The organism is Paenibacillus sp. GCM10027628, from assembly GCF_042676385.1.
GTDB lineage: Bacteria > Bacillota > Bacilli > Paenibacillales > NBRC-103111 > Paenibacillus_E.
Genome location: NZ_JBHTHA010000002.1, coordinates 114,538 through 138,352 on the forward strand (window position 1 = coordinate 114,538; position 23,815 = coordinate 138,352).

At 50.5% G+C, this 23,815-nt stretch carries 14 protein-coding genes; 2 read left to right on the forward strand and 12 right to left on the reverse strand.

Going from position 1 to position 23,815, the window contains the following annotated elements; all coding sequences use genetic code 11:
* Positions 1-29: 29 nt before the first annotated feature.
* From ACFQZT_RS01835 to rsgA, 4 genes are all read right to left on the reverse strand, one after another.
* A complete protein-coding gene (locus ACFQZT_RS01835) occupies positions 30-473 on the reverse strand; it encodes a GatB/YqeY domain-containing protein (RefSeq protein WP_379295962.1) in 444 nt (147 codons plus the stop codon).
* 8 nt (positions 474-481) lie between these two features.
* Entirely contained in the window at positions 482-655 is a 174-nt protein-coding gene (gene rpsU, locus ACFQZT_RS01840) for a 30S ribosomal protein S21 (protein ID WP_010491812.1), read from the reverse strand.
* Between the two features lie 113 nt (positions 656-768).
* On the reverse strand, positions 769-1,119 hold the full coding sequence (locus tag ACFQZT_RS01845) for a histidine triad nucleotide-binding protein (RefSeq protein ID WP_379295964.1): 351 nt from the start codon (positions 1,117-1,119) through the stop codon (positions 769-771).
* 144 nt (positions 1,120-1,263) lie between these two features.
* Positions 1,264-2,325, reverse strand: a complete 1,062-nt coding sequence (rsgA, locus tag ACFQZT_RS01850; RefSeq protein WP_379295966.1) for a ribosome small subunit-dependent GTPase A — start codon at positions 2,323-2,325, stop codon at positions 1,264-1,266.
* A gap of 195 nt (positions 2,326-2,520) precedes the next feature.
* Between rsgA and ACFQZT_RS01855 the strand changes: the two genes are divergently transcribed.
* The gene (locus tag ACFQZT_RS01855; RefSeq protein ID WP_379295968.1) at positions 2,521-4,443 is read left to right on the forward strand and encodes an FAD-dependent oxidoreductase; all 1,923 of its coding nucleotides are present in this window, start codon (positions 2,521-2,523) and stop codon (positions 4,441-4,443) included.
* Between the two features lie 127 nt (positions 4,444-4,570).
* Here the strand turns inward: ACFQZT_RS01855 and ACFQZT_RS01860 are convergent, their stop codons facing one another.
* The 7 genes from ACFQZT_RS01860 to addB form a co-directional block, all read right to left on the reverse strand.
* A complete protein-coding gene (locus tag ACFQZT_RS01860; protein WP_379295970.1) occupies positions 4,571-5,434 on the reverse strand; it encodes a phosphotransferase in 864 nt (287 codons plus the stop codon).
* Positions 5,435-5,483: 49 nt separating this feature from the next.
* Positions 5,484-7,433: a stalk domain-containing protein gene (locus ACFQZT_RS01865; RefSeq protein ID WP_379295972.1), complete on the reverse strand. Its 1,950-nt coding sequence runs from the start codon at positions 7,431-7,433 to the stop codon at positions 5,484-5,486.
* Positions 7,434-7,603: 170 nt separating this feature from the next.
* On the reverse strand, positions 7,604-8,704 hold the full coding sequence (locus ACFQZT_RS01870; protein WP_379295974.1) for a chymotrypsin family serine protease: 1,101 nt from the start codon (positions 8,702-8,704) through the stop codon (positions 7,604-7,606).
* 144 nt (positions 8,705-8,848) lie between these two features.
* Positions 8,849-12,373 carry an AAA family ATPase gene (locus tag ACFQZT_RS01875; RefSeq protein WP_379295976.1) on the reverse strand — a complete coding sequence of 1,175 codons (3,525 nt, stop codon included), beginning with the start codon at positions 12,371-12,373 and terminating at the stop codon, positions 8,849-8,851.
* A 757-nt stretch (positions 12,374-13,130) separates the two neighbouring features.
* Positions 13,131-14,306, reverse strand: coding sequence for an exonuclease SbcCD subunit D (locus ACFQZT_RS01880; RefSeq protein WP_379295978.1), 1,176 nt, complete (start codon positions 14,304-14,306; stop codon positions 13,131-13,133).
* Between the two features lie 14 nt (positions 14,307-14,320).
* Positions 14,321-18,316: a helicase-exonuclease AddAB subunit AddA gene (gene addA, locus ACFQZT_RS01885; protein WP_379295980.1), complete on the reverse strand. Its 3,996-nt coding sequence runs from the start codon at positions 18,314-18,316 to the stop codon at positions 14,321-14,323.
* 26 nt (positions 18,317-18,342) lie between these two features.
* Complete coding sequence (addB, locus tag ACFQZT_RS01890) at positions 18,343-21,873, reverse strand: helicase-exonuclease AddAB subunit AddB (RefSeq protein ID WP_379295982.1); 3,531 nt, start codon at positions 21,871-21,873, stop codon at positions 18,343-18,345.
* 166 nt (positions 21,874-22,039) lie between these two features.
* On the opposite strand from addB, the gene ACFQZT_RS01895 reads away from it, so the two are divergent.
* The gene (locus ACFQZT_RS01895; RefSeq protein ID WP_483874870.1) at positions 22,040-22,483 is read left to right on the forward strand and encodes an Rrf2 family transcriptional regulator; all 444 of its coding nucleotides are present in this window, start codon (positions 22,040-22,042) and stop codon (positions 22,481-22,483) included.
* An 82-nt stretch (positions 22,484-22,565) separates the two neighbouring features.
* Here the strand turns inward: ACFQZT_RS01895 and ACFQZT_RS01900 are convergent, their stop codons facing one another.
* Positions 22,566-23,666, reverse strand: coding sequence for a citrate synthase (locus ACFQZT_RS01900; RefSeq protein WP_379295986.1), 1,101 nt, complete (start codon positions 23,664-23,666; stop codon positions 22,566-22,568).
* Positions 23,667-23,815: the final 149 nt, after the last annotated feature.

Below are 23,815 nucleotides of genomic sequence, written 5' to 3' on the forward strand. Positions count from 1 at the left end.
TCCCCCCGGTCTTGCCGTACATATTTGTTTTAACCTAATTGTTGTTGGACCAACTGATTAATAAGTTTACCATCAGCGCGTCCTTTTACCTGTGGCATTAATGCAGTCATCACTTTGCCCATATCCGCTTTGGAAGAAGCACCAACTTGCTGGATGGTCTGCTGTACAATGGCTTTCACTTCTTCCTCAGAAAGCTGTTGCGGCATGTACTCAGCTAGAATTACAAGTTCTGCCCTCAGGTTGTCGGCCAGATCGTCTCTGCCGGCTTTTTCAAATTCTTGGAGGGAATCCTTACGCTGTTTGATCTCACGAGTAAGAACGTCAAGCACTTCATTGTCGTCTAAGGTTCTCTTTAGATCTATCTCCGAATTCTTGATAGTAGAACGAACCATACGGATTACAGAGAGTTTGAACTTGTCCTGACTCTTCATCGCTTGCTTCATATCTTCGTTCAATCGTTCGCTTAAGCTCATGTTGCCTCCTAGAACTTTCTCTTACGAGCAGCCTCTGACTTCTTCTTACGCTTAACGCTAGGCTTCTCATAATGTTTGCGTTTTTTAACCTCTGCTAGAACGCCATCCTTAGCGATGGAACGCTTAAAGCGACGAAGTGCAGCATCTATAGTTTCGTTCTTGCGAACTCGAGTTTCTGACACCAGTTTTCCCTCCCTCCGAACAGACCGTCCAAGACAAAGCGGTTCATCAAATCTCATTATATGTGATAGCAATTAGGGTGTCAATGCGAAACCTTACCTAGGCAAAGATCACCTTAATTGGCGACTCCTAACGGAGCTAATTTTGCCCCTGCCAGCAGATGGTAATGGAGATGATGGACAATTTGTCCCGCGTTGGCTCCACAATTCGTAACCACGCGATATCCGGAATCAGCGACTCCCAATTCCCTCGCGACGTGCTGGGCTGCCTTTTGAACTTGTCCGATTACTGCCCAGTCTTCGTCAGTCGCAGCGTCCAAGGAGGCAAAGTGATTTTTAGGAATAAGCAGCACATGGATCGGCGCAGCAGGTTGGATATCGTGAAAAGCCAAGACTTGATCGTCTTCATAAACTTTCTTGGAAGGAAGCTCTCCCGCGACTATTTTACAAAAAATACAATCACTCATTCTTAAAACCTCTCCTTTAGCATACATCGAATTTGGTTATTCTAATCTTATCGGAAAGACGAGAAAAAATCCATTTTTGGATATAAAACGGAAGAAAAACGCCACGAACGAATCGTGACGCTTTCATCCGCTGAAGATTCGGTGTTAGCGGTTATGCTGTTTTTTAGCTGCTTGATGGATCTTCTTCCACTTCGCTTTTTCAGCGGCTTGCAGCCCTTTATCTTCTTTGCGGGCCAAATAGGCGAGCTCTTTTTGGAGCTTTAAATAATTTTGGAAACGATCCTGCGCAAGCGACCCGTCAGCTAGCGCTTGCCGAACTGCGCAATTCGGTTCATTTTCATGTTTACAATCATGGAAAAAACAACGCGTTCCCAGCTCTTCAATATCTTGAAATGATGTGCTTAACCCTTCCGACGCATCCCACAACTGAAGTTCACGCATGCCTGGCGTATCGATTAAAATGCCTCCGCCCGGAAGAGCGATCAGTTCCCGATGCGTGGTCGTATGCTTGCCTTTATCGTCCCCGGATCGGATATCGCCTGTCTCCAAAATCTCTTCGCCATATATGCGGTTCACCAATGTAGACTTTCCTACCCCTGATGATCCAAGCAGCGTCACCGTCTGCCCCGGCGTAACGTAGCCGGCAAGGTCGGCTAGCCCTCGATTTTCCGCTGAGCTAATAATGTGAACCGGTACGCCGACAGCTACCGCTTCCACTTCTGCGGCCATGGCCTCGGGATTATCGCTTAAGTCGGCTTTACTGAGCACGATAACAGGGTTGGCGCCGCTCTCCCAAGCCAGCACGAGGTAGCGCTCAATTCTTCGTACATTAAAGTCCAAATTAAGTGCTGTGACTAAAAATACCGTGTCAACGTTTGTTGCGACAATCTGCTCATCGTTGACTTGACCGGCAACTTTGCGGGAAAACTTACTTTTACGCGGCAGCACAGCATGGATCGTCGCTCTCTGCTCTTCTTCGCGAACCGAAAGAACGACCCAGTCGCCGACCGCGGGGAAGTCTTCACGACGAAGCGCGTTGTGACGCAACTTGCCTGAAATTTCAGCAAGCACTTCACCGGATTCCGTTTGAACGCGGTACATATGCTTATGCTCCAATGAGACACGACCCACATGATATCCTTCATGTTGATACGGCTCGAATGCTTTCTCAAAAAAGGGATTCCATCCCAAATCAATCTTATTCAATCGCCTTTTTCATCCTCTCTTGCTTATCTAAATCAAGTATAGTCTGGGGCTCTTGAATTCACACGGGAAACAATCATTATGAATCATTTTTTCTCCATTTCAATCAACGTTAAGCAATGGTCAATTCTATTGTAGACTGACAGTCTAATTAAGCATATAATAGAAATAAATCGATCGTTGAAACGGAGTGATCGGATGAGTCAGTTCATGAGAGCCTCCACCCGCAAAAAGCGGGATGTCATGATGGATGTGGCTTTGACCATGTTTATGGAAAAAGGCTACGAAAACGTATCCGTTGACGATATTATCGCATCGACCGGCACGTCGAAGGGGACCTTTTATCATTATTTTAAAAGCAAGGACGCCATCATTTCAGCGATTTACAGCAAACAAATCGAATGTATTCAAGACTGGGTGAAACAGCCCCCTTCCAAGGTGCAATCCCTTGAAGGGCACATTAATCGCTTATTTTTAGACTTATCGTCCAATCTTGCACCCTACCCGCGATTAATTCGAAGCTTACAAGCGTTGTCGCTGCAGAACGAAACAGTGAAGTCAGAAGAACAGCAGCAACTGCGCATACTATCGGAAAGCTTACTGCACTGGCTGCCGGAACCAAGAAAAATTGAACTTTTGGTCTGTATGTATGCAGGAACTGTTCTTAAATGGTGTGGCGAAGACAATGCCGATTTACTCTCCATGATGAAAAGCAACTTAGCCTGGCTATGGGCAGGCCTTCGTTCAGAAGTGCGGGGCGCGCCGCTGCAGGTAGAACCAGTCTCCAAGGAGGAAAACAAAATGAAAATAGCTATTATTGGCGGTGGCTTGGCAGGATTGACTGCAGCCGCTTATTTATCCGAAAATCCACATGTCGAGGGCATCCTTTTTGAACGCAGTCCTCAGCTCGGCGGTCGCGCTTTTACTTACGAAAAAGCCGGCTTTACACTTAATTACGGTGCTCACGCCGTCTATGGCATCGATCGTCATACACTGACTTCGATGGAAAAAGAACTGGGACTTTCTTTTAGCTCCAAACAAGTGGATAAACGTAAAGTTGTTTATGCCAAAAACAATCAGCTCACGCCGGCACCGCTCGACGCAATCAACCTGCTCAAAACCGATTTGCTCAGCACGGTGCAAAAAGTACGCTTCGTCGGTGAAATTGCCGCGATTATTGCGAATATCCACAATCTTAAAAACTATGCCACGCTTGCTGATTACCTAGCAGAATCCAATGCGGATGAAGATGTAAAAGAACTTTGGGAGCATCTTGTATGCTCCAACTTCTTCATCGCCCCTGAAGATGCTCGTAAAGTTTCCGGCGCTGTCATCAGCGAGTACTATCACAATCTTTTCCTATCCAGCAAGCCCGTGAACTACGTATTAGGCAGTTGGGCCGTCATTACGAATCAGCTGAAGCAAAAAATGACTTCAACCGGACGCTGGGAAATCGCCCTTCAAGAAGGCGTAGACAGTCTGCGATACGCGGATAAGAAGTTCATTCTTCAGACGAAAAACCGCGAAACGGCCTTTGACAAAGTCATTTTCGCGATGCCGGTTCAACAAGTCGTAAAATTGCTCAAAGGCACAGCATGGGAGCCGTTCCTGTCCCCTTATGAGTCGAATACTGCGACAGAGGTTATGGTTTATGATATCGGACTCAGCCGCGTTGTCGCCAGACCGTTCAGCTACATCAGCGATATGGATAACAAACTGTTTATCAGCGACGTTTCGGCGACGGATCACACACTGGTCCCTGAAGGCGGACAATTGCTGCAAGGTATCGCCTACCTGAGCGACAACTTTGACAATGATGAAGAGCGCAAAGAATATCTGGATCGGAAAACCGTTCAAATGGAAGCCTTGTTTGACAAACATTATCCGGGATGGCGTGATGTAACTGCCGTCAAACGGGTTTCGAAAAAAGCAATGGTTTCCAGTGTGAAAAACATCGCTACCAATAACCTTTTGCCAACTCGCGTAGAAAATGTGCCTTTCTACTTCTGCGGAGACGGCTGCACTGGTAAAGGCGAACTGGCCGAACGCGCATTTTCAAGTGCACGACATGCAGCTTTATCGATTGTCGAGGAAGTGCAGCAGGCATTGCAAAACGTATAAAAGTCAAATAAAAAACTGCTCCATCGTTGCCGACACATCTGTCGGGCGTTGGGGCAGTTTTTTTGTTTATAGAAGAAGCTTCTATTGGATGAATTCCAATTACCTTGGGTAAAAAAGTATTCTCTTTTCAAATTCGGCCTTTCCAGTATTCCCACGCTTTTAAATATTCCGGTAAATCGTGAGGATGATGTTTACAGCTAAGCCCAATACGACAATAGAGCTGTATGATCACTTCCTCGATAAGGTGCGACCGCCCCATCGTTCCATGTTTTAACATTTGGAATGCCGGAAGCAATGTTTCCAAGTTCAAGTCGTCCGGAGAGGAGCAAAATGCATAAAGAAAATCATAATGGACAGGGCCGACCATAGGCGATGGATCGATAACCCCCGTGAGAACTTCTTGATGAAAGACGAAATTATGAACGCCCATATCCCCGTGAAGCAAATATTTGGCTTCATCTTCTTGTTGCATCGCTGTCTTTTCAACGAGTAATTTGACTTGATGATAATCCTCGAGGGGCAAAAGATTTCCAATATACATACGGGCTTCTTCGACACTTTGCTCATTATACTCCCGCCAAGTTTCATGCGAATATTTTAACCCGTCCCATCTGTCCGCTTCCTGCTCATTAACATAATGATTGATAAGCTCCTTAACCAAAAGGGGCAGCCAGTTCTTTTTCGAACCCCGGTTGTAATGGGTTGCGCCTTGCAGGAATGAATACACGATGAATGTTTTCGCAGGATCTGTGTAGAGCAATTTAGGCAATAAACTCGTTCGCTGATAAGTTTGGAGAAATAGCTCGGCCAAATTAATTTGCTCGGGATGGTCCAGTTTTAGCACGTATTTCGATTCATTATTTTCAGAAACGATATAAATGAGCCCCTCTGTTGTACCTTTCATCTTACTTAAAACAACATGGTCACTATCAAATATACCTTTTTCATGAAGCTCTTTCATGATGCCGTTAACCCTTGCTTCTCCTAACATTCTCGAGTTCTCCTTCATGTAAACTTATCCTGCTCTGGTTATTAAACATTTAGTGTCCGGTCATAATCGCAACCGTTCTACTTGTACAATCCCAGGTCACATGGCCTCCGAAAGTTTCTCCGACGAAACGGGCCGGTGCGACGGTAAAGCCATTGACCAACTGAGCAGGTTCATCCAATTGAACAGCTTTCCCATTAAGTATAACGGTTTTCCAGTCCAGCGTGAGCTGTAGGGTCGTGCTGCCTTTGCGCGCCGTTACCGTGCGTGTTGCTGCCTCATACTCCACTGTCGCTCCTAATTTTTCAAAGATTGCACGCAGAGGAACCATCGTAGATCCGTTCATGATCACGGGCGCTTGTTCGAATTTTTGGTTTTTGCCATCGATCTCAACAGAAACTTGTGAGGTTAACCCGAAATTGCGGTTTGCGACTTGTTTGCCGTCTCGGTTGTAAATTCGCAATTGCAAAACAGACCCCTCGGGCACCTCACCGGCTTGCAGGCCCAGCCCGTACGGCAAATTAGTCTGTGTCGCAATGACTCGCCCGTTCAGGACGTATTCCACTTTTCCGATATAAACTTCCGGTATTTTTACAAATGGAACGAGTCTGGTCTTCTTGGTAAAAGATTGGTGATCTGCATCCACAGGGACATAACCGATACCGTCCTCCGGCTTGGCTGTTTGGGACACATCTGACAACAGATAAGGATTGGCAATCAATTTGCGGTAATAGTTTTGTATAGACGCGGAATCGCTTAGTGAATAGTCGTTTTTGGCATTTTCCATTTTTTGATCGACGTTAAAATAAGTGATCGCTTTTAGTCTCGGATATTTGTACGGCATAATTTCGTATAACCTTTGTAAATTGAGCTTCGCCCATTCCGTAAAATCTTCACCTGCCGAATTAGAAAAATGAGGAACCCCCGTTTCACTTAGCATGAGCGGTTTCCGGTCTGCGTACGTATTGTATAATCTTGTCAACCGCTCTACGTTGCTGGTCGCAATCATGGAAGGCAAGGAAGAATCGCCGTTCTCATAAGGCTCGATGTAGAGGCTGACGCCCACCCAATCTACGTACGCGTCTCCCGGATAATACGGATCAATATCGTTGGCCGGAACATCGCCAGGGCTCCAGACCATCGCAATGTTGGGAGCGTCGGCAGCAAACACATCATGAAGCATGCGGAATTTCTCGATATATTGGCTTGGATTACCGTGCCACTTCACCCAGGCCCCGTTCATCTCACCGGCAAAGCGCAAGAAAATGGGAATGCCAGCCGCTTTCGCGTCCTTAGCCCATTGCCGTAAATAAGCGCTGTCTGCAACTGGATCCAAGCCATCATCTGGTTCCCAAGCAATCTGTAGGGCTGCTCCTGCTTCTTTGGCTCTTTTGGCGTACGTGGCAGGGAAAGGTTGTCCCCAGTGTGCGTAGGCTAAAAATAGCGCATGCTTTTTGCCGTACACGCTTTCAGTTTTCGAAAAAAGATTGCCGACTTGCGGATCTTGCTCGGAATACAAACCTATGTATGTGCCGTAAGCAGGCTCGAATTTGGCCAATTTACCATTCGTGGGCAGCGCACGAGCTTGTACCACTTCCTGATCGCTGTCTTGCCGATATAACTCGACCGTTGTTCGAATTTGATCAGCCCGTTGCAGTTTAACTGCTCCCCAATCTTTGCCTGCTTTCAGCCAATATTCGTTTTCAAGTTCGTAATAACGAATCGCCTGCTCATACTCGCCAATCCCATCGAAGTACGCATCTAGATCGCCGTAAAAGAGAGCTGCATTTTCCCATTCACCGGTGCTTGCATAATGGTCGGCGAGAAACTGCCAGTGCGGGACTGCTTCCGCTTGATGGCCATCCGCTTTCAGAGATTCGGCTTTTTGCCAATGATCCCATACGATGTCCGCACCAACCGAAGCTGGGGCGCTTGTGAGACTGGCAGCCATCATTCCTGCGGCTAATGCGATGATCCCGAGTTGATTCCTTTTCAATTTCAATGTTCCCTCTCCATTCTGTCTTTTCATAGCGGCTTGATACTTGATACGCCATAAGAATCGGAAAGTAGCACGCTTGGGCAAGAAAAAAAGAAAGAAAGATAGGAAAAAAGAATGAATGAAGAATGAAAACAGCGAGTAATCCCGCTGTTTCCGTCTTAACCAACAAACAGTTATTTGGCATTTACAAGTACGGCACGGGTACGCTTGCGCTGTTGCTCCGTCAATGGCTGTACGTAGGCAGAATTACCTCGCGGAGCCGCACCCTTAATCGCACCCGCTTTAAACGTTCGCCCGGCTGCCGGAATCGCAGTTCGAATCCCATACGTTGACATCACGATTCCTAAAGGATTGCTAATCGAACGCAAGCCATCGGACGGTGCTGCAAAGTTGAGTGCAGCGGCAAAACGGTCGCTGGAGCGCAGCCATACCGATCCGGAATCTCCCGGAAGGGAGACGGCTGCGCCATTGTTACCTACAATGATAGACTGATTGCGGAATAATAACGTACCGATCGAACCCCCATAGGAAACATTCACATCTACGTTATTCGATTCCACTGTTCCTCTGACAAAGCCTGTAGTACGCCCTGTTTTAAACACTTGCATGCCAACCGGATAGCTTAACAAATGCCCGGGTACGGTTATCAGTCGAAATGCACTGAATAAATACCTGGGATTCAGTATGCTGTTGGAGGTTGGAAGCGCAATGGCAGAGTCCTGAAAATTCACTTGACCCGGGCGAAGTCTAACGAACTGAAATGCCCTCCCAATCCGATCCCTTCCGGAGACGCCTCCGTCTGCCGGACCGGGCTGCAGTGTTTCCGAGAAAGCCGTACTGTTATTTTTGATGAGGACATGATTGTTGCTGAGGATGTAAAGCTGGTTGTTCTTAATGACAACGAGTCCTCCGGTTCCCGTAGCGGCAGGATCCGGTTTACCCACACTTACTCCGCCTGGAACGGGGCGAATTCGGTTTTTGTATATTTGTTTGGGTCTAATCGTTCTTGGCTTTGGAGCTGTTGCATTTGTTTTGAACATGCCCGAAGATATAAAACGAACGGGGATGGACGTGCCTGCTTTAGCTAGGGTCAATTTCAAGCTGTTTAGACTGGACGGAACGATTTGCTTGTGCGTATAAATGATAATCCCCGCTCCCTCGGCTGGTTTCGCTGGATCCGCATACCCCACGCCCACCGCCATCACTTCTGCTCTTTTCAGCAGAATGGGGGCCATTCTGTTCTTATGCCTTAAAGCCTCATAAAAAGTCGCCATGAACATACTCCTCTTCCGCTAAGAATGGTGCAGTGTATGCGACATTGAAAGACATTGCTTGAGACCTTCACCTAAAGCTTGTTTACAGAATGTAAAAAAGGCTAACCGACGGTATATCCCATCGATTAGCCAAGCCTTAAATATCTATAACTCTTCCATCGTAATGCGGCTTCCCCGCCCTGAGGGCTCCGCTGGATGGACAATCAGCTTTCTCGGAAGCCTTGCCCGCAGCTCAGGGACATGCGAAATGACGCCGACAGCCAGACTGTCCATATGCAGCTTCTCCAGCGCCCCAATGACCATATCCAGCAGCTCTTGATCCAGCGTACCGAAGCCTTCGTCGAGGAAAAAGAACTCGAGCGGATATTCGCCCTTTAACTGGATCTGAGCCGATAAAGCAAGCGCTAAAGCCAGCGAGGTGAGGAACGTTTCCCCGCCAGACAGCGTGCTGACCGGACGTTTGACGCCGCCATTGGCGTCGTCGCGGATGACGAAACCGCCTCCGGAGTCCACCTCAATGGCATAGCGGCGACGCGTCAACTCGCCCAATCGCTCCGAAGCGGCGCGGCTGACCTGCATCAGCTGCTCCTCCGCGAGGTACTCGACGAAGGCGTTGGCCTTCAGCACGGCTTGCAGCTTGCCCAGCCGTTCCATCAGCGCCGCCTGCTCCATCCGGCGCGCTTCCAGCTCGCTCCACCGCGCATGCCGCGCAGCAAGCTCTTCGGCGCCCTGCGCCGCCTTGGCCCGCGCCTCGAGCGCAGCCTCTGCCCTTGCCTTCGCAGCGCCTAGCAGCCTCTGCGTCTGCTCCCACTCGGCCGCGCTCAGCACGCGGCCTTGCAGCTTCGCTGCCAGCTGCGCCAATCCGTGGCGCAGCGCCTGCTCGCGCTCGCGATGCTCAGCGGCGAGCGCAGCCCACTGCTGGCGCTGCTCCGGCGCCAGCACCGCGGCTTCGGCGGCTTCGCGCGACGCGAAGCCGCTGTCCGTGAGCGCGGCGTGAAGCACGCGCTCGGCTTGCGCCAGCTGCCGGCTCGCAGCGGCAGCGGCTTCGGCGGCGGCGCTGTGGCGCTGCGCCGCCAGGTGCTGCTCGCGCTGCGCCGCTGCGTGCGCGAGCTTGGTTTGCTGCGCGTGCAGCCGCAGCCGCTCGAGCGCGGAGGTCGCCTCCGCGATGAGCTGCGGCACGGCCGCGCCGGGCGCGCGCTGGGCGAGCTGCCGCGCCTTGTCGGCGGCGAGCTGCGCCAGCCCCTGCAGCCGCTCGTGCAGCTGCAGGGCGGTTTTGTCCTGCTCCAGCGCGGCCCGCTGGAGCTCGTCGATCTTGAGCAGCAGCCCGTCAAGGAACGGGATGCTCTTTTCGATGCGGACGCGGAGCTCGTCCGCGGCACGTTCATTGGCCAGTAGCTGCTCGAGCTGTGTCTCGACCGTGTCCCAAGTTAGCTCTGTGAAACGCTCGTGCCAATGGCTAAGCTGCTTGTCAATCTGCTCATTGATCGTAGCCAATCTATGCTCTGTTTCGGCGAGAACGCCTTTTGCGGCTTGCAACTGAGCAGACGCTTGGGCGTGTTGTTGCTCTAACGATTGGTGCTCTTTCTTTAAGGAGAGTAAGCTTCGCTCCAGTTCCTCTATTTGGTTTTTGTTGGAAATTACGGAGTCCCGAACCATCCCCCAAAAAGCTTCAATTGTAGATAGATTTACCCTTGGATCTTTTAACTCATTTGTATGTAATTGAGTTTCTGCGATTTCTTGAGCCGCTGCCACTTCACCCAACAACGAGGATTTGAGCGGATCCCTCACTACGAAATCAGCTGACTTCACATTGGAAGCCGGGTCCTCATTCCCTGCCATTTCATCCAACGCAGCCGCCTGATCCAATATTTGAACCGCTCTTTGTGTGAGCTGAGCCTGTGTAAATTGAAACTCTCTTGCCTGCTGCAGCAATTCCTGCACTTGCTGAACAGACGCTTCCAATCTTGTTTCGCTTTCGGCAGCGTCATGCAAGGAATCATCTTTCTCCTTGTATCGTCGAGGCGAAGGATGCTCGGTTGAGCCGCAAACCACACAGGCTTCCCCATCGCTCAGCTGTTCAGCTAGAACGGCCGCCAGCGTCTCACGTTCATGCTGTTTCCAGATTCGATTCTGCTCATCTAAAAGAGTTTGGAATGATGAAATCAGTACAACTAGATGCTCGCTATCCCCGCTCATCGAACTACGCAATTGCCCAGCTTGCATCGACCAAGTGATTAGCCGTTGCCGAAAAGCTTGACGCTTCACTGCTAGCTCCGTCAGATTTTGTTCGCATACCAGATAGGCAGACGCTTTGGCCTCTTTCTCCTTCCGTGCATCCTGCTCCTGTCTCCGCAAAAGCTCAATCGACTTCTTCTCTTGTTGGGCTTCTTGCAAAAGCTGGCGCGCAAGGGTATTCGGCTCAACCAGCTTTAACTGGTCTTTAAGCTCAGCTTGCTTCGCGATTGCTTTCTGCTTCGTCTCCATGATTTTGCCGAGCTCACTCTGTAAACCATCCAACATCGATTTTGCAGCCGATTTCTGAGCTTCCGTTTCTTGCACTTGCAGCTGGATTTGTTCCAACTCCTGCTGGAGGATCAAGGCTTGCTGCAGTTGATCCAGGCGCAGCAGTAAAGCTCCTTCTTGAGCAGCAAGTTCTTGCTGGGCTTGTTCGTTAGCTGTATCCGATTGCTGATAGGTTATTTCAGCTGTTTTCTGTGCCGTTATCGCTGCCTCGAATTGCGATTGACTGCTAAGAACCTCAGCAGCAGCATGCTGCTGCTGCTCTAAATATGGCCGTACCCGTTCTGCATGCTCGGCTTGCTGCAGCAGCAATTCCTTTTCGCGGATAAATGCCTCTTGTTCCTGCTGCTGCCCGACTTGCAGCTCCAATGCAGCTTTCTCCGTCTGCCATTGAAACACTTGCTTATGTTCTTCGTGAAGCAATTCTTGGCGCTTCAGATCTAAGCGGCTTTGTTCAGCTTCTTCCTCAGCTTCGAGGAGGCGGTCTTTGGCTTCCTTCACAGCTGATTCTGAAGCATCTCCAAGACCTTGCTGCTCGGCTGCTAGCTGCTTTACTGCGCTATCCGTTTCTTTCACTTTGGCGCTAACTTTCGCGCTCAAATGATCGCCATACTGTTCAAGGTGAAACAGTCTTTGCAGCATTTGACGGCGATCTTTTCCTGTCAGCGTCAAAAATTCCGCAAATTTTCCTTGCGGCAATACGACAGCACGAGTGAAATCCTGCATGGATAACCCAAGAACGCTCTGCACCTGCTGATTCACTTCACCGGCTTTATCGGCAAGCACCACCGTTTCTTCTCCGTTGATTTGAAGAAGTCTCGCAATTGTCCCGTTGATCGACAACTCCGATCCGCGCTTGAACTGCCGTTCGACCCGATATCGTTCCGTACCGGCGGCATTCGTCAGTTCAAATGTAAAAGAGACGAACAATGTCTGCTCGGCATGATTCATAATGGCTTGGGTGCCGCCGCTGGCTCGCTCGACCTTTCCATACAGTGCGAGCGTAATCGCATCAAGGATCGAGGATTTGCCGCTTCCTGTGGGACCAAAGATGCCGAACACTCCCGCATCGACAAGCTGGCTAAAATCAATCGTCTGCAGCTCGCGATAACTTTGGAGACCGGACATTTGTAATTGAATAGGACGCATATGTTCAAGTCCTCCTAAGCGTTTTCTGTGAGAAACACGACTTTCGACGTACTTTCGAAGATGAGCGACCGCTCACCCACCCCACAAAGACGGTTTTTCAGCTTTAAAATCGTTAACAGTGAGTGTTTTCCACGCCTTCGGGACTTTAGCGTGGTTTTTCCGTCTTAACTTTCCTCGTTTCACCGCATCAGACACTTTTAGACGGTTTTTCAGCGTTAAAGTCATGAACAGCTGGTATTTCCGACGTCAGTGGAACTTAAGCGCGGTTTTTCCGTCTTAACTCTCCTCGTTTCACATCATCAGGCACTTTAAGACGGTTTTTCAGCGTTAAAGTCATGAACAGCTGGTATTTCCGATGTCAGCAGGACTTTAGTGCGGTTTTTCCATCTTAACTTACCTCGTTTCACTCATCAGGCACTTTAAGACGGTATTTGAGACTGTCGATTAACTGTTCATAACTTCGAAAATCTGCGGGAGACCACAAAATGTATGCGAAAAATTATACATAATGAGCGGCGCACACATCGAATCAGGCGATTCTATTCGAAATTTCATCCACAAAACGCGATTTGGGTCCTGATTCTGTAAATGAATCCGAAAAATCATATACATTCTCTGCATGTTTCCGTTCAAGTCAATACTATCCACAATAAATCGACAGCCTCTTTTTCAGCGTTAAAATGATTTCATGCTGCATCTCCCAGCTAGGCAGTTATCCACAAGTACTTGTTTTGGATAAAATCAGTCCCGCTCTCGACTACCCGGCCGCTTCCGCATCGTCGTTCTCCTGCAGCAGCTCAAGAAACAGCCGCACGAGCTCCGGTTCAGGCTGCGCGCCTCCCGTTTGACGCGAATAAAACCGCGTAAAATGCTCTTCCATCGAAAGAGCTGCACGAGGTGCGGAAGCCCTTACCGCTTCAATCTCCGGATAAATCGGACGGATATGGATGAAGCCGTCATACGCTTTGCGCAGCGATTGAATTTGTTCCAGCGACATCGCTTCAGTCATCGTGATCTCCAGATCGATCCAGGCGCTGGCATCGCGCCGTTCTTCCAGCCACTGGTACACTTGCTGGATGCCCTCTTTCGCTTTCCAGCTGACCAGCGGACGGCCGGAAGTCAGGAAGATTTCCTGCGGCTCCGCCTTTTGACCAGGCGCCAAGTCGAGTACGGTTACCGACTTCGCTTGTCCCGCTTCGGAGAAGCTGTAGGCGATCGGGGAGCCGCAATAGCGAATCGGGGATGCGGATTTCACATTTTGCGGTCTATGTAAATGGCCTAACGCCACATACTGCGCACCGGCTTCAAAAGCGGACGTATCTACCGTGTAGGCGCCACCGACTTGAATCGGGCGTTCGGATTCCGTTTCCAGCCCACCCAACACATACAAATGGCTCATGATTAAATTCACTGTACCGGATTCGAAAGAAGCAGCCTGGCGACGAATGAGCGCAGCCACTCGCTCTGAATATTTGCTGCGCAGTACTTCCTCCTCGGCAACATCAGACAACAGCTCCTTCAACCTCGATTCCGAAGGATAGGGCAAAGCGGCAAGCCTGGCCAATTCCCCCGTTCTGGCAATTCCGATCGATTGAATGTCTGGAACTGGCATTCCAATTAGTGTTATTCCTTGTTTAGCTGCCAAGGGCCCGGAAGCGGCAAGCCGATCGGGATGATCGTGATTTCCCGAAATAACGGCAACCTGCCGTCTCCCTCCGTCCGCCAGCCTTGCGATACCTTCATAAAAGAGCTGCTCCGCAGCAGCCGGAGGATTGACGGAATCGTAAATGTCTCCCGCAACAAGTACAAGATCAATCGACTGATCCTGAACGATTTGCACCAGCTCGTCCATGAACGCTGTCTGTTCCTCCATGCGGCTGCGCCCTTCCAGCGTTCTGCCGAAATGCCAGTCTCCCGTATGTAAAACGCGCATCGTTTACGCCCCCCTCACATCTCTACTAACTTCGCACCATCAAAAAAGTACAGAAACTTATCCGTTACAGGACGTTTCCAAATATGTTCCACGGCCCGTGTGTACAGCATAATTTGTGTTTCATAACGAGCGCGCAGTTCGGAATCTCCGCTGCCTTTGACGGCATCGGTTTTATAATCGACCAACACAAGGCCTTGCTCATCCTCGAACAAGCAATCGATGACCCCTTGAATAAGCACGGTTTCTCCGGCAGTGGAACGTTCTGTTCCTGTGTATACTTCATTCGCCGGTAAACCATAGCTGAAAGGCACTTCTCGCTGAACGTTCGCTGCCCGTACCAAGCGCTGTCCGACTTCGGTTTTGAAAAAGTTCAAGATAACCGGAACGTCAACAACTTCACTTTGCTGCGGGGTCAGCGTTTGTTTGTTCAGCATCTCGGCCAATGTCTGTTTGATGTTGTCTTCGGTCGGCATTTCCTGAAGCGATATATTTTGCATAACCGCGTGAACGACAGTTCCTTTTTCGGCAGCGGTCAGCTTTCTTTCCTCCATAAACCTCGGTCTACGCCAGATGCTGGAGGTTGTTTTCACCGGTGACCCCACGGATGATTGAACAGACAATCCCGCATTATTCACTGTTGGAAGTTCACCCTCGCCTTCAATACGATTAAGCTCAGACAGGCGTTTCATTTCCGATACGGTCGTTTTGGCAAAAAGCTTGGGCGCATCGGGATATTCATACGTCCAGGAAAGCCGATCCCTCAACCATTCACCCCAGTTTCCTGATGTAGTGACCGGCTGAATGCTGCGAATCGCTTCCATGCGCTCCGCATCAGGCAATACGTTCTCCTGTTCCTCCTGTTTGTCCGATTGCAAACTTTCCGGCGTCATCACTGTGAACTTCCATTCAGAAGGATCCTTAAGCAAATGCAAGCCGGGCGTTGTCTCATGGATGCCAATCCGCTCTCGCCAAAGCGCCGCATCGGGATGGCGCAGCACGGCAGGGCCGACCCAGTCCAGATAACTTTTGGCTTTGGCCAGTTCAAAATCGGGCAAATACCATTCCGCTCTCGATAAATGACGTCCCCATGTACGAAGGAGTTTGTCCAGTGATTTGACAGTTCCAAGCAGGTACAATTTCTCTCTGGCACGCGTGAGCGCTACGTAAAGTACGCGCATTTCTTCAGCTAACAGTTCCAGCTTCATTCGTCTCTTAATGGCAAGCGAAGGCAACGTCGGATAGCTGACCCTGAGTGCCGTATCGACAAAGCGTGGCCCAAAGCCAAGCTCCTTATGCAGAAGAAAAGCATCGTTCAGATCGCGTTGGTTGAACATTTTTGCCATACCCGCAACGAAGACGACCGGAAATTCAAGTCCTTTACTTTTATGTATGGACATGATTCTTACGACATCCTCCTGTTCACCGAGCGCCCGCGCCGTTCCCAGATCGCCTCCGCTTTCTTTCATCCGTTCAATGAACCGCAAAAAGCGAAATAGTCCGCGAAGCGTTGTGCTTTCATACTGCCTGGCCCGATCGTATAAAGCTCTCAAGTTCGCTTGTCTTTGCAAACCGCCCGGCAGCCCGCCGGCAAAATCGTAATAGCCGGTTTGCCGATAAATGTTCCAAATCAAATCCGCGAGCGAGCCTTGTCTGGCCTCATTACGCCAATGCTCCAGCAGCTCCAGAAAATGCTTCAGCTTTTCCAGCAATTTCGGATCATGCCCCTCATCGAACTGCGCATCCGGCCCAGCGTCAACATATTGCAGTAAGGATTCGTAAAATGGCACCGACTTGTCGGTGACTCGAACCTGCGCCAGCTCTTCAGCCGAAAGCTGCACCACTGGCGAGCGAAGAACAGCTGCAAGCGGGACATCTTGATAAGGGTTGTCGATCACCTTTAATAGAGAAAGCATAACTTCAACTTCTGTCGCCGAAAAATAACCCGTGCTCAAATCCGCGTATGCCGGAATTCCATGCTGCTTGAGCTCTTCTATAATAATCGGGGACCACATCTGCGTAGCCCGAAGCAAAATCACAACGTCCCGATAGGTGGCAGGACGCGTACCTCCTGTTCGTTTATCAAAGACTTGAAAAGGCTCCTGCTTGCCACCATCGCCTAATAACTGACGAATCTGACGTGCGATCGCCCGCGCTTCAAGCTGAGCCGTTTCCAGCTCCCGCGCATCTTGAATAGGATCGAGCGCACCTGTAGCTAATTCACCCGTACCTGACTCATCAGCAAAATCGCCGCCTTCTTGATCGTCCGGGTCATTGCCAAACGATTCGCTTGGGTCCGGAGCATCCGTTGAACGATCTACGATCAGCACCTCTACCGAGCAATCTGAACCTGGCGCCGGGTAACCGGCCCCATACACAAGCTCAGCACGCTTATCATACTCAATCTCACCCACAGTCTCGTTCATGATCTGCTTGAACAAAAAGTTCACCGCATCCACAACTTGAATGCGACTGCGAAAGTTGCGCGCCAGATCGATTCTGCCGCCTTGATCTGTTGCTTGCGATGAAGCCGCCTCATCCGATTTTGACCGATAAGCCTTATACTTTTCCAAAAATAGTTCAGGCTCAGCCAGACGAAACTTATAAATACTTTGCTTCACGTCGCCCACCATGAAACGATTCCCCGGCTTCGAATTAGAGATCAGCGTCACAATCGCTTCCTGCACGCGGTTCGTATCTTGATATTCATCAAGCAGCACTTCGGCGAATTGTCTGCGATAAGCAAGCGCCGCTTCCGACGGATAAAGTTCATCCGGCATAGAGCCGGGCGCACATAAAATCTGCAAGCAGTAATGCTCTAAATCGGCAAAATCAATTAGTCCCTTGGCTGCTTTCGCCTGCTGATAACGCTGACCGAAATCAATCACGAGATCAACTAGCGTATGCAGCAATGGAGCCAGCTCAGCTATCTCTTGGCCAAATTGTTCAGGCGTGCGGCCGAACAGTTCTTCTTTGATTTTGTTAATCTGCTCTTTCGCCCTGTTGCGCAGTTCTTTCACTTCTTCTTGAAGTTCTTTGTCATAGTCGTCGCCCTTGCACGCTTTCAGCTTCCCGAACTCCACGGTTTGAAAGCCTTGGTACAAAACGGACCACGGATACGTCGTTGTTTCGAGCAAATTGTTTACGAGAAGAAGATCCTCTCGCAGATTGTCCAAATAGGGCGCCGGTCCGCCCGGCAGCTCGGCCAGCTGCTGCGCTTGCCGGAGCAGGTCGGCTGCGCCTTCCAGCTCAAGGGACAGGTCGCGGACCAGACTCCGCTCCCAAACCGAATAATCCGCCGTCGCGGACGCTGCGGCTACAAATGGCAGCGCCACCGCTACCTCGGAGGCGGACTCATCCGCCGCCTCCAGAGGCGCCGGCGGCCCAAACATCGAGGCCGTCGTCCTTAGCCAGTGCTCCGGCCACGGATGACTGCGCGACACATCATACAGCTTTTGGATCAGCTGCATGATCGCGTCGTCGTTCCGCTCGCCGCTGAACGAATCGACCAGCCGCCAGAAGGCGCTGTTCTCTCCGCTCGCGGCATAGTAGGCTTCCAGCATCTCGCCGAGCAGATCCTGCCTGAGCAGTTCCGCTTCCGTCTCGTTCGCAATGCGAAAGCCGGGATCCAACCGAATGAGACTGAAGTAGCGCTGCACCACCTCAAGGCAAAATGAGTGGAGCGTCGTAATCGACGCGCGTCCCATCAATGCCAATTGCTTGCGCAAATGCTGGGAGCCCGGTTGCTTGGTCAGTTCTTTTTCCAATGCTTCCCGGATCCGGTGCTTCATCTCCGAGGCCGCAGCTTTCGTAAATGTAGCTACGAGCAAACGGTCCACATCAATCGGTTCCCACTCGTTCGAGATCCTGCGAATGATCCGTTCGACGAGCACCGCCGTTTTACCGGAGCCGGCCGCAGCAGCGACCAGCATATTTTGACCGCCGAGCGTGATGGCATCCCATTGATCGTCCGTCCAGGTGCTGCCTGCGGGTTTGGGTTGTTGTTTATTCATTGGGTTTGCGCTCCTTTCCGCATTAGTCACGTAGTTGCTGCACCTTGCTCCAGTTCCGTCCAGAGCTGGTCTTTACCGCGCTGTTTCCAAACCTGAATTTCATTTCCCTCAAATAACGGGTCAAATTGACAAACGGATTTATACGAACAGTGAAGGCAGGCCGTTTTTTTGCCTAAACGGTAGGGTGCGATGTCGACATGACCATCCGTGATCCCGGTTCCGATATGCTTGACCTGCTTGCGCACATATTTGCGAAGCGTATCCCACTGCGCATCCGTAGCTACCGAAGAGCTTGAATAAAAACTTCCGTCTTTTTTCAAGGCTACAGGGATGAGCTGGGAATGGCCCGCTGCGTGAACCAATTGGTCATCCATTAAACCGGCGACATTGGCGTCTGCTGTAATAAGGCCTTTCATTTTATACCGCTTGCGCAGCTCCTTCTCGACTTCCGAGGGATCCAAAGCGTTCTTTTGCTGCAGCATCGGATTGTGCACATGGAAATAAAGTACGCCTGCCGGTTTCGCCGGAATGCCCAGCCACTGCTCAGCGTGTGTGATAATGACATCGAGATACGTCAGCATTTGCAAGGACAAGCCGTAAAACACCTCGGAGAGTTGCAGCGAAGTCTGACTAGATTTATAGTCAATGACGCGCAGCAATACGCCCTGCTCGCCATCCGCACGATCTACGCGGTCAATCCGGCCGATAATCTCCATCGTACAGCCGTTGTCCAATTGAAAGGTAAGCGGCGGCAGCTCCTTGCCGGGGCCAAAATCAATCTCCAGCCCGAGCGGCTGGAATTGGCCATGTTTGGCATGCTCGCCGAGCACGACAGCGGCCCTTCCGACAACTTGTTTCAGCTTTCTCGCAATGTAAGCGTAGCGGCTTGAACTTAGCAGGATTTCCCCCTGCAGCCTCGGCGCCAGCTCATCGACTACTTGCGCAGAACGTTCCATGCAGTCTTCGGCGGAAAGCGAACCCCAGTCCAGCTGATCGCGCTGAAGCCCTTGAACAAATTGATTCAATGCTGCGTGAAACAATTGTCCGATATCCGGAGCATCAAGCCGATAAACGCGTCTTTCCTGCAATCTCAGGCCGTGCGAAAGAAAATGAGAGAATGGACAGGCCACGTACTTTTCCATCCTTGATACGCTGGCTCGCAATTGCTGACCATATAGGCGCTGGCTGGTTAAGGAGCTCAGTCCCGCTTCTTTATTCGTATATTGCAACGCACTGGCTAAAGCTTGCAGCTTCATTTGCCATTGCGGCTGAGTCGCAAACCAGTTGTACATTTCCCACCAAAGATCGGCCATCCGTCCGCCAAGCATCCAATGCTTCATCCGAACAGCCAGGTAAGAAATGGCTTGACTAGGGTGAGCGATATAGGCAGACTGCTCGTCCTCGGTTGTTTCATTCGATGGTTCTGCAAGCAAGAGCGGCATGTCCGTTCCGGGAAATAAATGACGAAGCTGCTTGATCAGCTCGGATGGAAGCAAGGATTTCCCTTCCTCATCTGCGAGCGGATAGCTAAGCCATAATCTTTTGCCGGGCACGGTCAGAGAGGTATAAATGATAAACTGCTCGTCAAGCAGCTTTCTTCTGCTGCCGTCGGCCATCGGTAACCCGGAATCCATTAACACTTCCCGCTCCGCTTCGGTGAGGACACCTTTTTCGTCCATTTGCGCCGGAATCACGCCATCATTTACGCCTAATATGTACGCATAACGAATACCGCTGGAGCGTGTCCGGTCCATGCTGCCGATCAGCAGTTGGTCCATCGATGGCGGTACTAAGCCAAGTTTCATGCTCTCCATACCGGTTTCAATCAAGCCGGTGAACAGCTCTTGCGACAGTTCGTCTTCACCCATCGTCTCGATGAGCTGATCCAGCATATCCATGACACTGTTCCACATTTGACCGTGTTCGCGTGCCTTCTCCGGGTTGCCTTCTTGAATCGCTTTCTGACTCCATGCCTCAAGCTTATCAGGTGCCTGGACTTCAACAAGCAGCTCATAGAGTGCTTGGACCTGCTCTTTTACCGAACGAGCTTGCCCGAGACGTTTGGAGAACGCTAATAAAGGGCGCACAATCCAATCCTTGCTTGCATTCAACTGCTCAAGCGCAGCTGCATCTTCATTCATACGTTCATCAGCTTGCTCTAAATTAGCCCGAAACTTGAATGTCCATGGCTTCCCGTCCGTCCATCTGTAACCTTGTATGCCGAAAGCCAGGACATAGTTTTCAAGCTTATCCATCAGGAAGCGTTCGGATGCGGCGTCTATGGGGAGCAGCAGATCCGTTTTGACGCACCGAAACACGGCATCGTAATGCCAATTATGCTGGACCACTTCAAGCGCCGAACGAATGAATTCAACTAGCGGATGATGGAGCACGGTGCGTTTTTGGTCAAAAAAGTGTGAAATTCCGTAATCGGTCAGAACCGCCTTCAGTAAATCCTGATACCCTTCCATGTTGCGTACCATAATCGCAATATCGCGCCAGCGAACGCCCTGTTCGCGCACAAGCTGAAGCATATCCCGCACCGCACCCTCCACTTCGGCGCGCCGGTGTACGGCTTCTCGAATCACAAGCTGCTCGCTCAGTCTCTCGCCCTGTGCAGGCTGATAACGCTGCGCCCTGCCGCCGATCCTGCGATCGAACACCTTTTCCAAATAAGCGAGTGCCGGACTTTCTTGAAACCTCGGGGAGTACTCCGGTTCGAGCAGCAGAACCTCAGGTGCATGAAGTCCCAGCTGCCATATCATTTCTTGCAAACGCACCATAGTCATGGCCGTGGGGTGGAATAAATCCAGTTCATCCGGGGTATCTCCAGCTTCAAGCGCGCGATCCAGACACAACGTAATCGTCACGTCTTTACAGTGGGCGAAAAGCCCCCCAAGCACCGCAAATTCCTGCGGCGTGAAGCCATGAAAACCATCGATCCACAGCGTTGCCGAACGCAAATAAGCGGAATTCGGCAGCTGCTCCGCCAGCAGCGTCAAATAATCCTCACCATCCAAGTACTGACGAGCGAGCTCTGATTCAAATTCCCGGTAAACAAGACGGATGTCCTGCATTTTATCCCGGAGCAAGCCACTTTCGGCAATGGAAGTCATACGTTTGGTTTCGTGTTCGTCGAGCTGTTCCGCGCTCACGCAGTAGCGTTTCAACTCTGTAAACAATTGGTTCAGCCTGTCGACAAAACCCATTTGTTCCGCGGAATGTCCGAAAAGCCGAAGTTGATCTTTGTACTTATGTAAAATGCTCGTCAAGAGCAGCTTTTTACCCGTTTCATCAATAGGGAGTCTGGCCGTCCCGCCTTCCTCTTGCATCACGCGCCACGCAAGACGGTGAAAACTGAGCACTTGCGCGCGAATCATGCCTCCGATTCGGGAATCGGATACGAGAGCGTGCTCGGCTTGGAACGTCGCTTGTTCCGGCACCAGCAGGATTAGCGGGTCGCCTTCCGGTTCAGCAGCCAGACGCTGCTTCATCTCTTCCAGGCAGCGCTCGCTTTTGCCGCTGCCGGCTCTGCCAATCAGGAATCGAATGGTCATAAAGTACTCCTTTGCCTACGTAGTCATCCTCTTATTCTATCATACTTTTGGTAGAAAAGAGGCGTGGCAGATCATGGGGATGTTCAGGCATCCGCCCGTTTCTGAGCGCTTTCTTGACATTCCGCTTGGCTGTAATTAAAATATGTACAACAAAGAGGGTGAAATTATGAAAAAGTTCAGCAGCCGCTTCACCATTGGTGTTCACATCCTGTCATTAGTGGATTTGGAAAAAGGCGAACACTGCACTTCGGAATTCATTGCCGGCAGCATTAATGTCAATCCTGTCATCGTGCGCAAAGTGAACGGCATGCTCAAAAAAGCCGGACTTCTTCATGTCAGACAAGGCGTTGGCGGAGCCTCGCTAGCCAAACAACCAGACGAAATCACGCTGCTTGACATCTACCGTGCGGTAGAAGTCGCCGAAGAAGCGGACTTGTTCCATTTTCATGATCAGCCAAATCCGGATTGTCCGGTCGGCAGCAACATTCAATCTGTGCTGCAACTCAAACTCCAGCAAGCGCAAACCGCGCTTGAACGCGAATTAGCTCAAGTGACGTTAGATCAGGTCGTTAACGATCTTGCAAATAAAATCAGCTCCTTACGGGACTGATCGGATTTCATACAAAAAAAGCTGTCCGTTTCGTCATTCAAAATGACGCTCGCGACAGCTTTTTTAATTATTGTTCGTGCCCCTATTCCGGCATCGGACCTGTGTAAACCGACTGCGGTCGGAAAATGCGGTTGCAGCCCGCTTGTTCAAGCAAATGAGCCGTCCAACCCACCATCCGGCTTGCCGTAAAAGTCGGCGTGAACAATGCCTTCGGCATGGCTACGGCTCTTAGAACGGCAGCGGCGTAAAACTCTACATTCGTATAAAGCTTTCTTCCCGGTTTATACTCATGGAGCAAGTTAACGGCGACCGCTTCAACGTGGGTAGCAAGTCCAAACCAAGGATCCTCGTCCGCTAATTCCGTCGTCATGATGCGAAGCGCTTCAGCTCTCGGATCGAATGTTTTGTAAATGCGATGTCCAAATCCCATCAGCCTTTGACCTGCGCCAAGCTGTTCACGAAGCCAGGTTTCCGCCTGGTCCTTCGTTCCGATCTCATCGAGCATGTCCATAACCTCGGATGGCGCTCCGCCGTGCAGCGGCCCTTTCATCGCCCCAATGGACGCGCAAAGCGCAGAGGCAATATCAGATTGCGTGGAGAGCACAACCCGACCGGCGAAAGTCGAAGCATTCATCCCATGCTCCATGGCCAAAATGAAATAGGTCGTTAGCGCTTTTACATGAGCCTGCTGCGGCACCTTGCCGGATAGCATGTATAAATAATTGGCAACATGGTCCAATTCAGGATGCGGTTCGACCTGCGGCAGTCCTTCCGTTTGCCGGTAGCGGTACGCGATGATGACGGGCAGCATCGCCGTGTAGCGTAACGCGGCCTCAGGCTGCGGAGGCCATACGCGGCTTGTACCATCTCCGGCTCCAATCGCCGATACGGCTGTCCGCAGCACACTCATCATATCGCATTCCGCTGGAAGCAAATCCAGTATCGATTTTAACGCCGCCGGAAGTGCGCGCTCAGCTTTCCACTGTTTCCGAAAATGAAGGAGCTCGTCTTCCGCAGGCAGCTTGCCGTTCCATAATAAATAAGCTGCCTCCTCAAAGGTTGTGTGAAGCGCCAGTTCTTTCGCCAAATGCCCCCGATAAATAAGAAGCCCTTTCTCCCCATCAACTAAAGATAATTCCGTTTCCGCAGCGACTACGCCTTCCAAACCTGTAACAGATGCCATTTTATATGCCTCCCTTTCAGCGTGAAGAAATCATTTTTTATTTCCTTCATCTTACTCGGAATTTACAGCTTCATCCAATTCAGATTTTCTTTAGGGATGATAAATAAAAATGTATAAATATTTTTTATCAATCATATTTTTTTATCAAC

What these genes read in the sequence shown, in the direction of transcription:
- ACFQZT_RS01880 (WP_379295978.1), bottom strand. Translation starts at nt 14,306, where the DNA reads ATGCGCGTTTTACATACGGGAGACTGGCATTTCGGCAGAACGCTGGAA.
- ACFQZT_RS01835 (WP_379295962.1), bottom strand. Translation starts at nt 473, where the DNA reads ATGAGCTTAAGCGAACGATTGAACGAAGATATGAAGCAAGCGATGAAG.
- addA (WP_379295980.1), bottom strand. Translation starts at nt 18,316, where the DNA reads ATGAATAAACAACAACCCAAACCCGCAGGCAGCACCTGGACGGACGAT.
- addB (WP_379295982.1), bottom strand. Translation starts at nt 21,873, where the DNA reads ATGACCATTCGATTCCTGATTGGCAGAGCCGGCAGCGGCAAAAGCGAG.
- ACFQZT_RS01855 (WP_379295968.1), top strand. Translation starts at nt 2,521, where the DNA reads ATGAGTCAGTTCATGAGAGCCTCCACCCGCAAAAAGCGGGATGTCATG.
- ACFQZT_RS01900 (WP_379295986.1), bottom strand. Translation starts at nt 23,666, where the DNA reads ATGGCATCTGTTACAGGTTTGGAAGGCGTAGTCGCTGCGGAAACGGAA.
- ACFQZT_RS01875 (WP_379295976.1), bottom strand. Translation starts at nt 12,373, where the DNA reads ATGCGTCCTATTCAATTACAAATGTCCGGTCTCCAAAGTTATCGCGAG.
- ACFQZT_RS01870 (WP_379295974.1), bottom strand. Translation starts at nt 8,704, where the DNA reads ATGGCGACTTTTTATGAGGCTTTAAGGCATAAGAACAGAATGGCCCCC.
- ACFQZT_RS01845 (WP_379295964.1), bottom strand. Translation starts at nt 1,119, where the DNA reads ATGAGTGATTGTATTTTTTGTAAAATAGTCGCGGGAGAGCTTCCTTCC.
- ACFQZT_RS01895 (WP_483874870.1), top strand. Translation starts at nt 22,040, where the DNA reads ATGAAAAAGTTCAGCAGCCGCTTCACCATTGGTGTTCACATCCTGTCA.
- ACFQZT_RS01860 (WP_379295970.1), bottom strand. Translation starts at nt 5,434, where the DNA reads ATGTTAGGAGAAGCAAGGGTTAACGGCATCATGAAAGAGCTTCATGAA.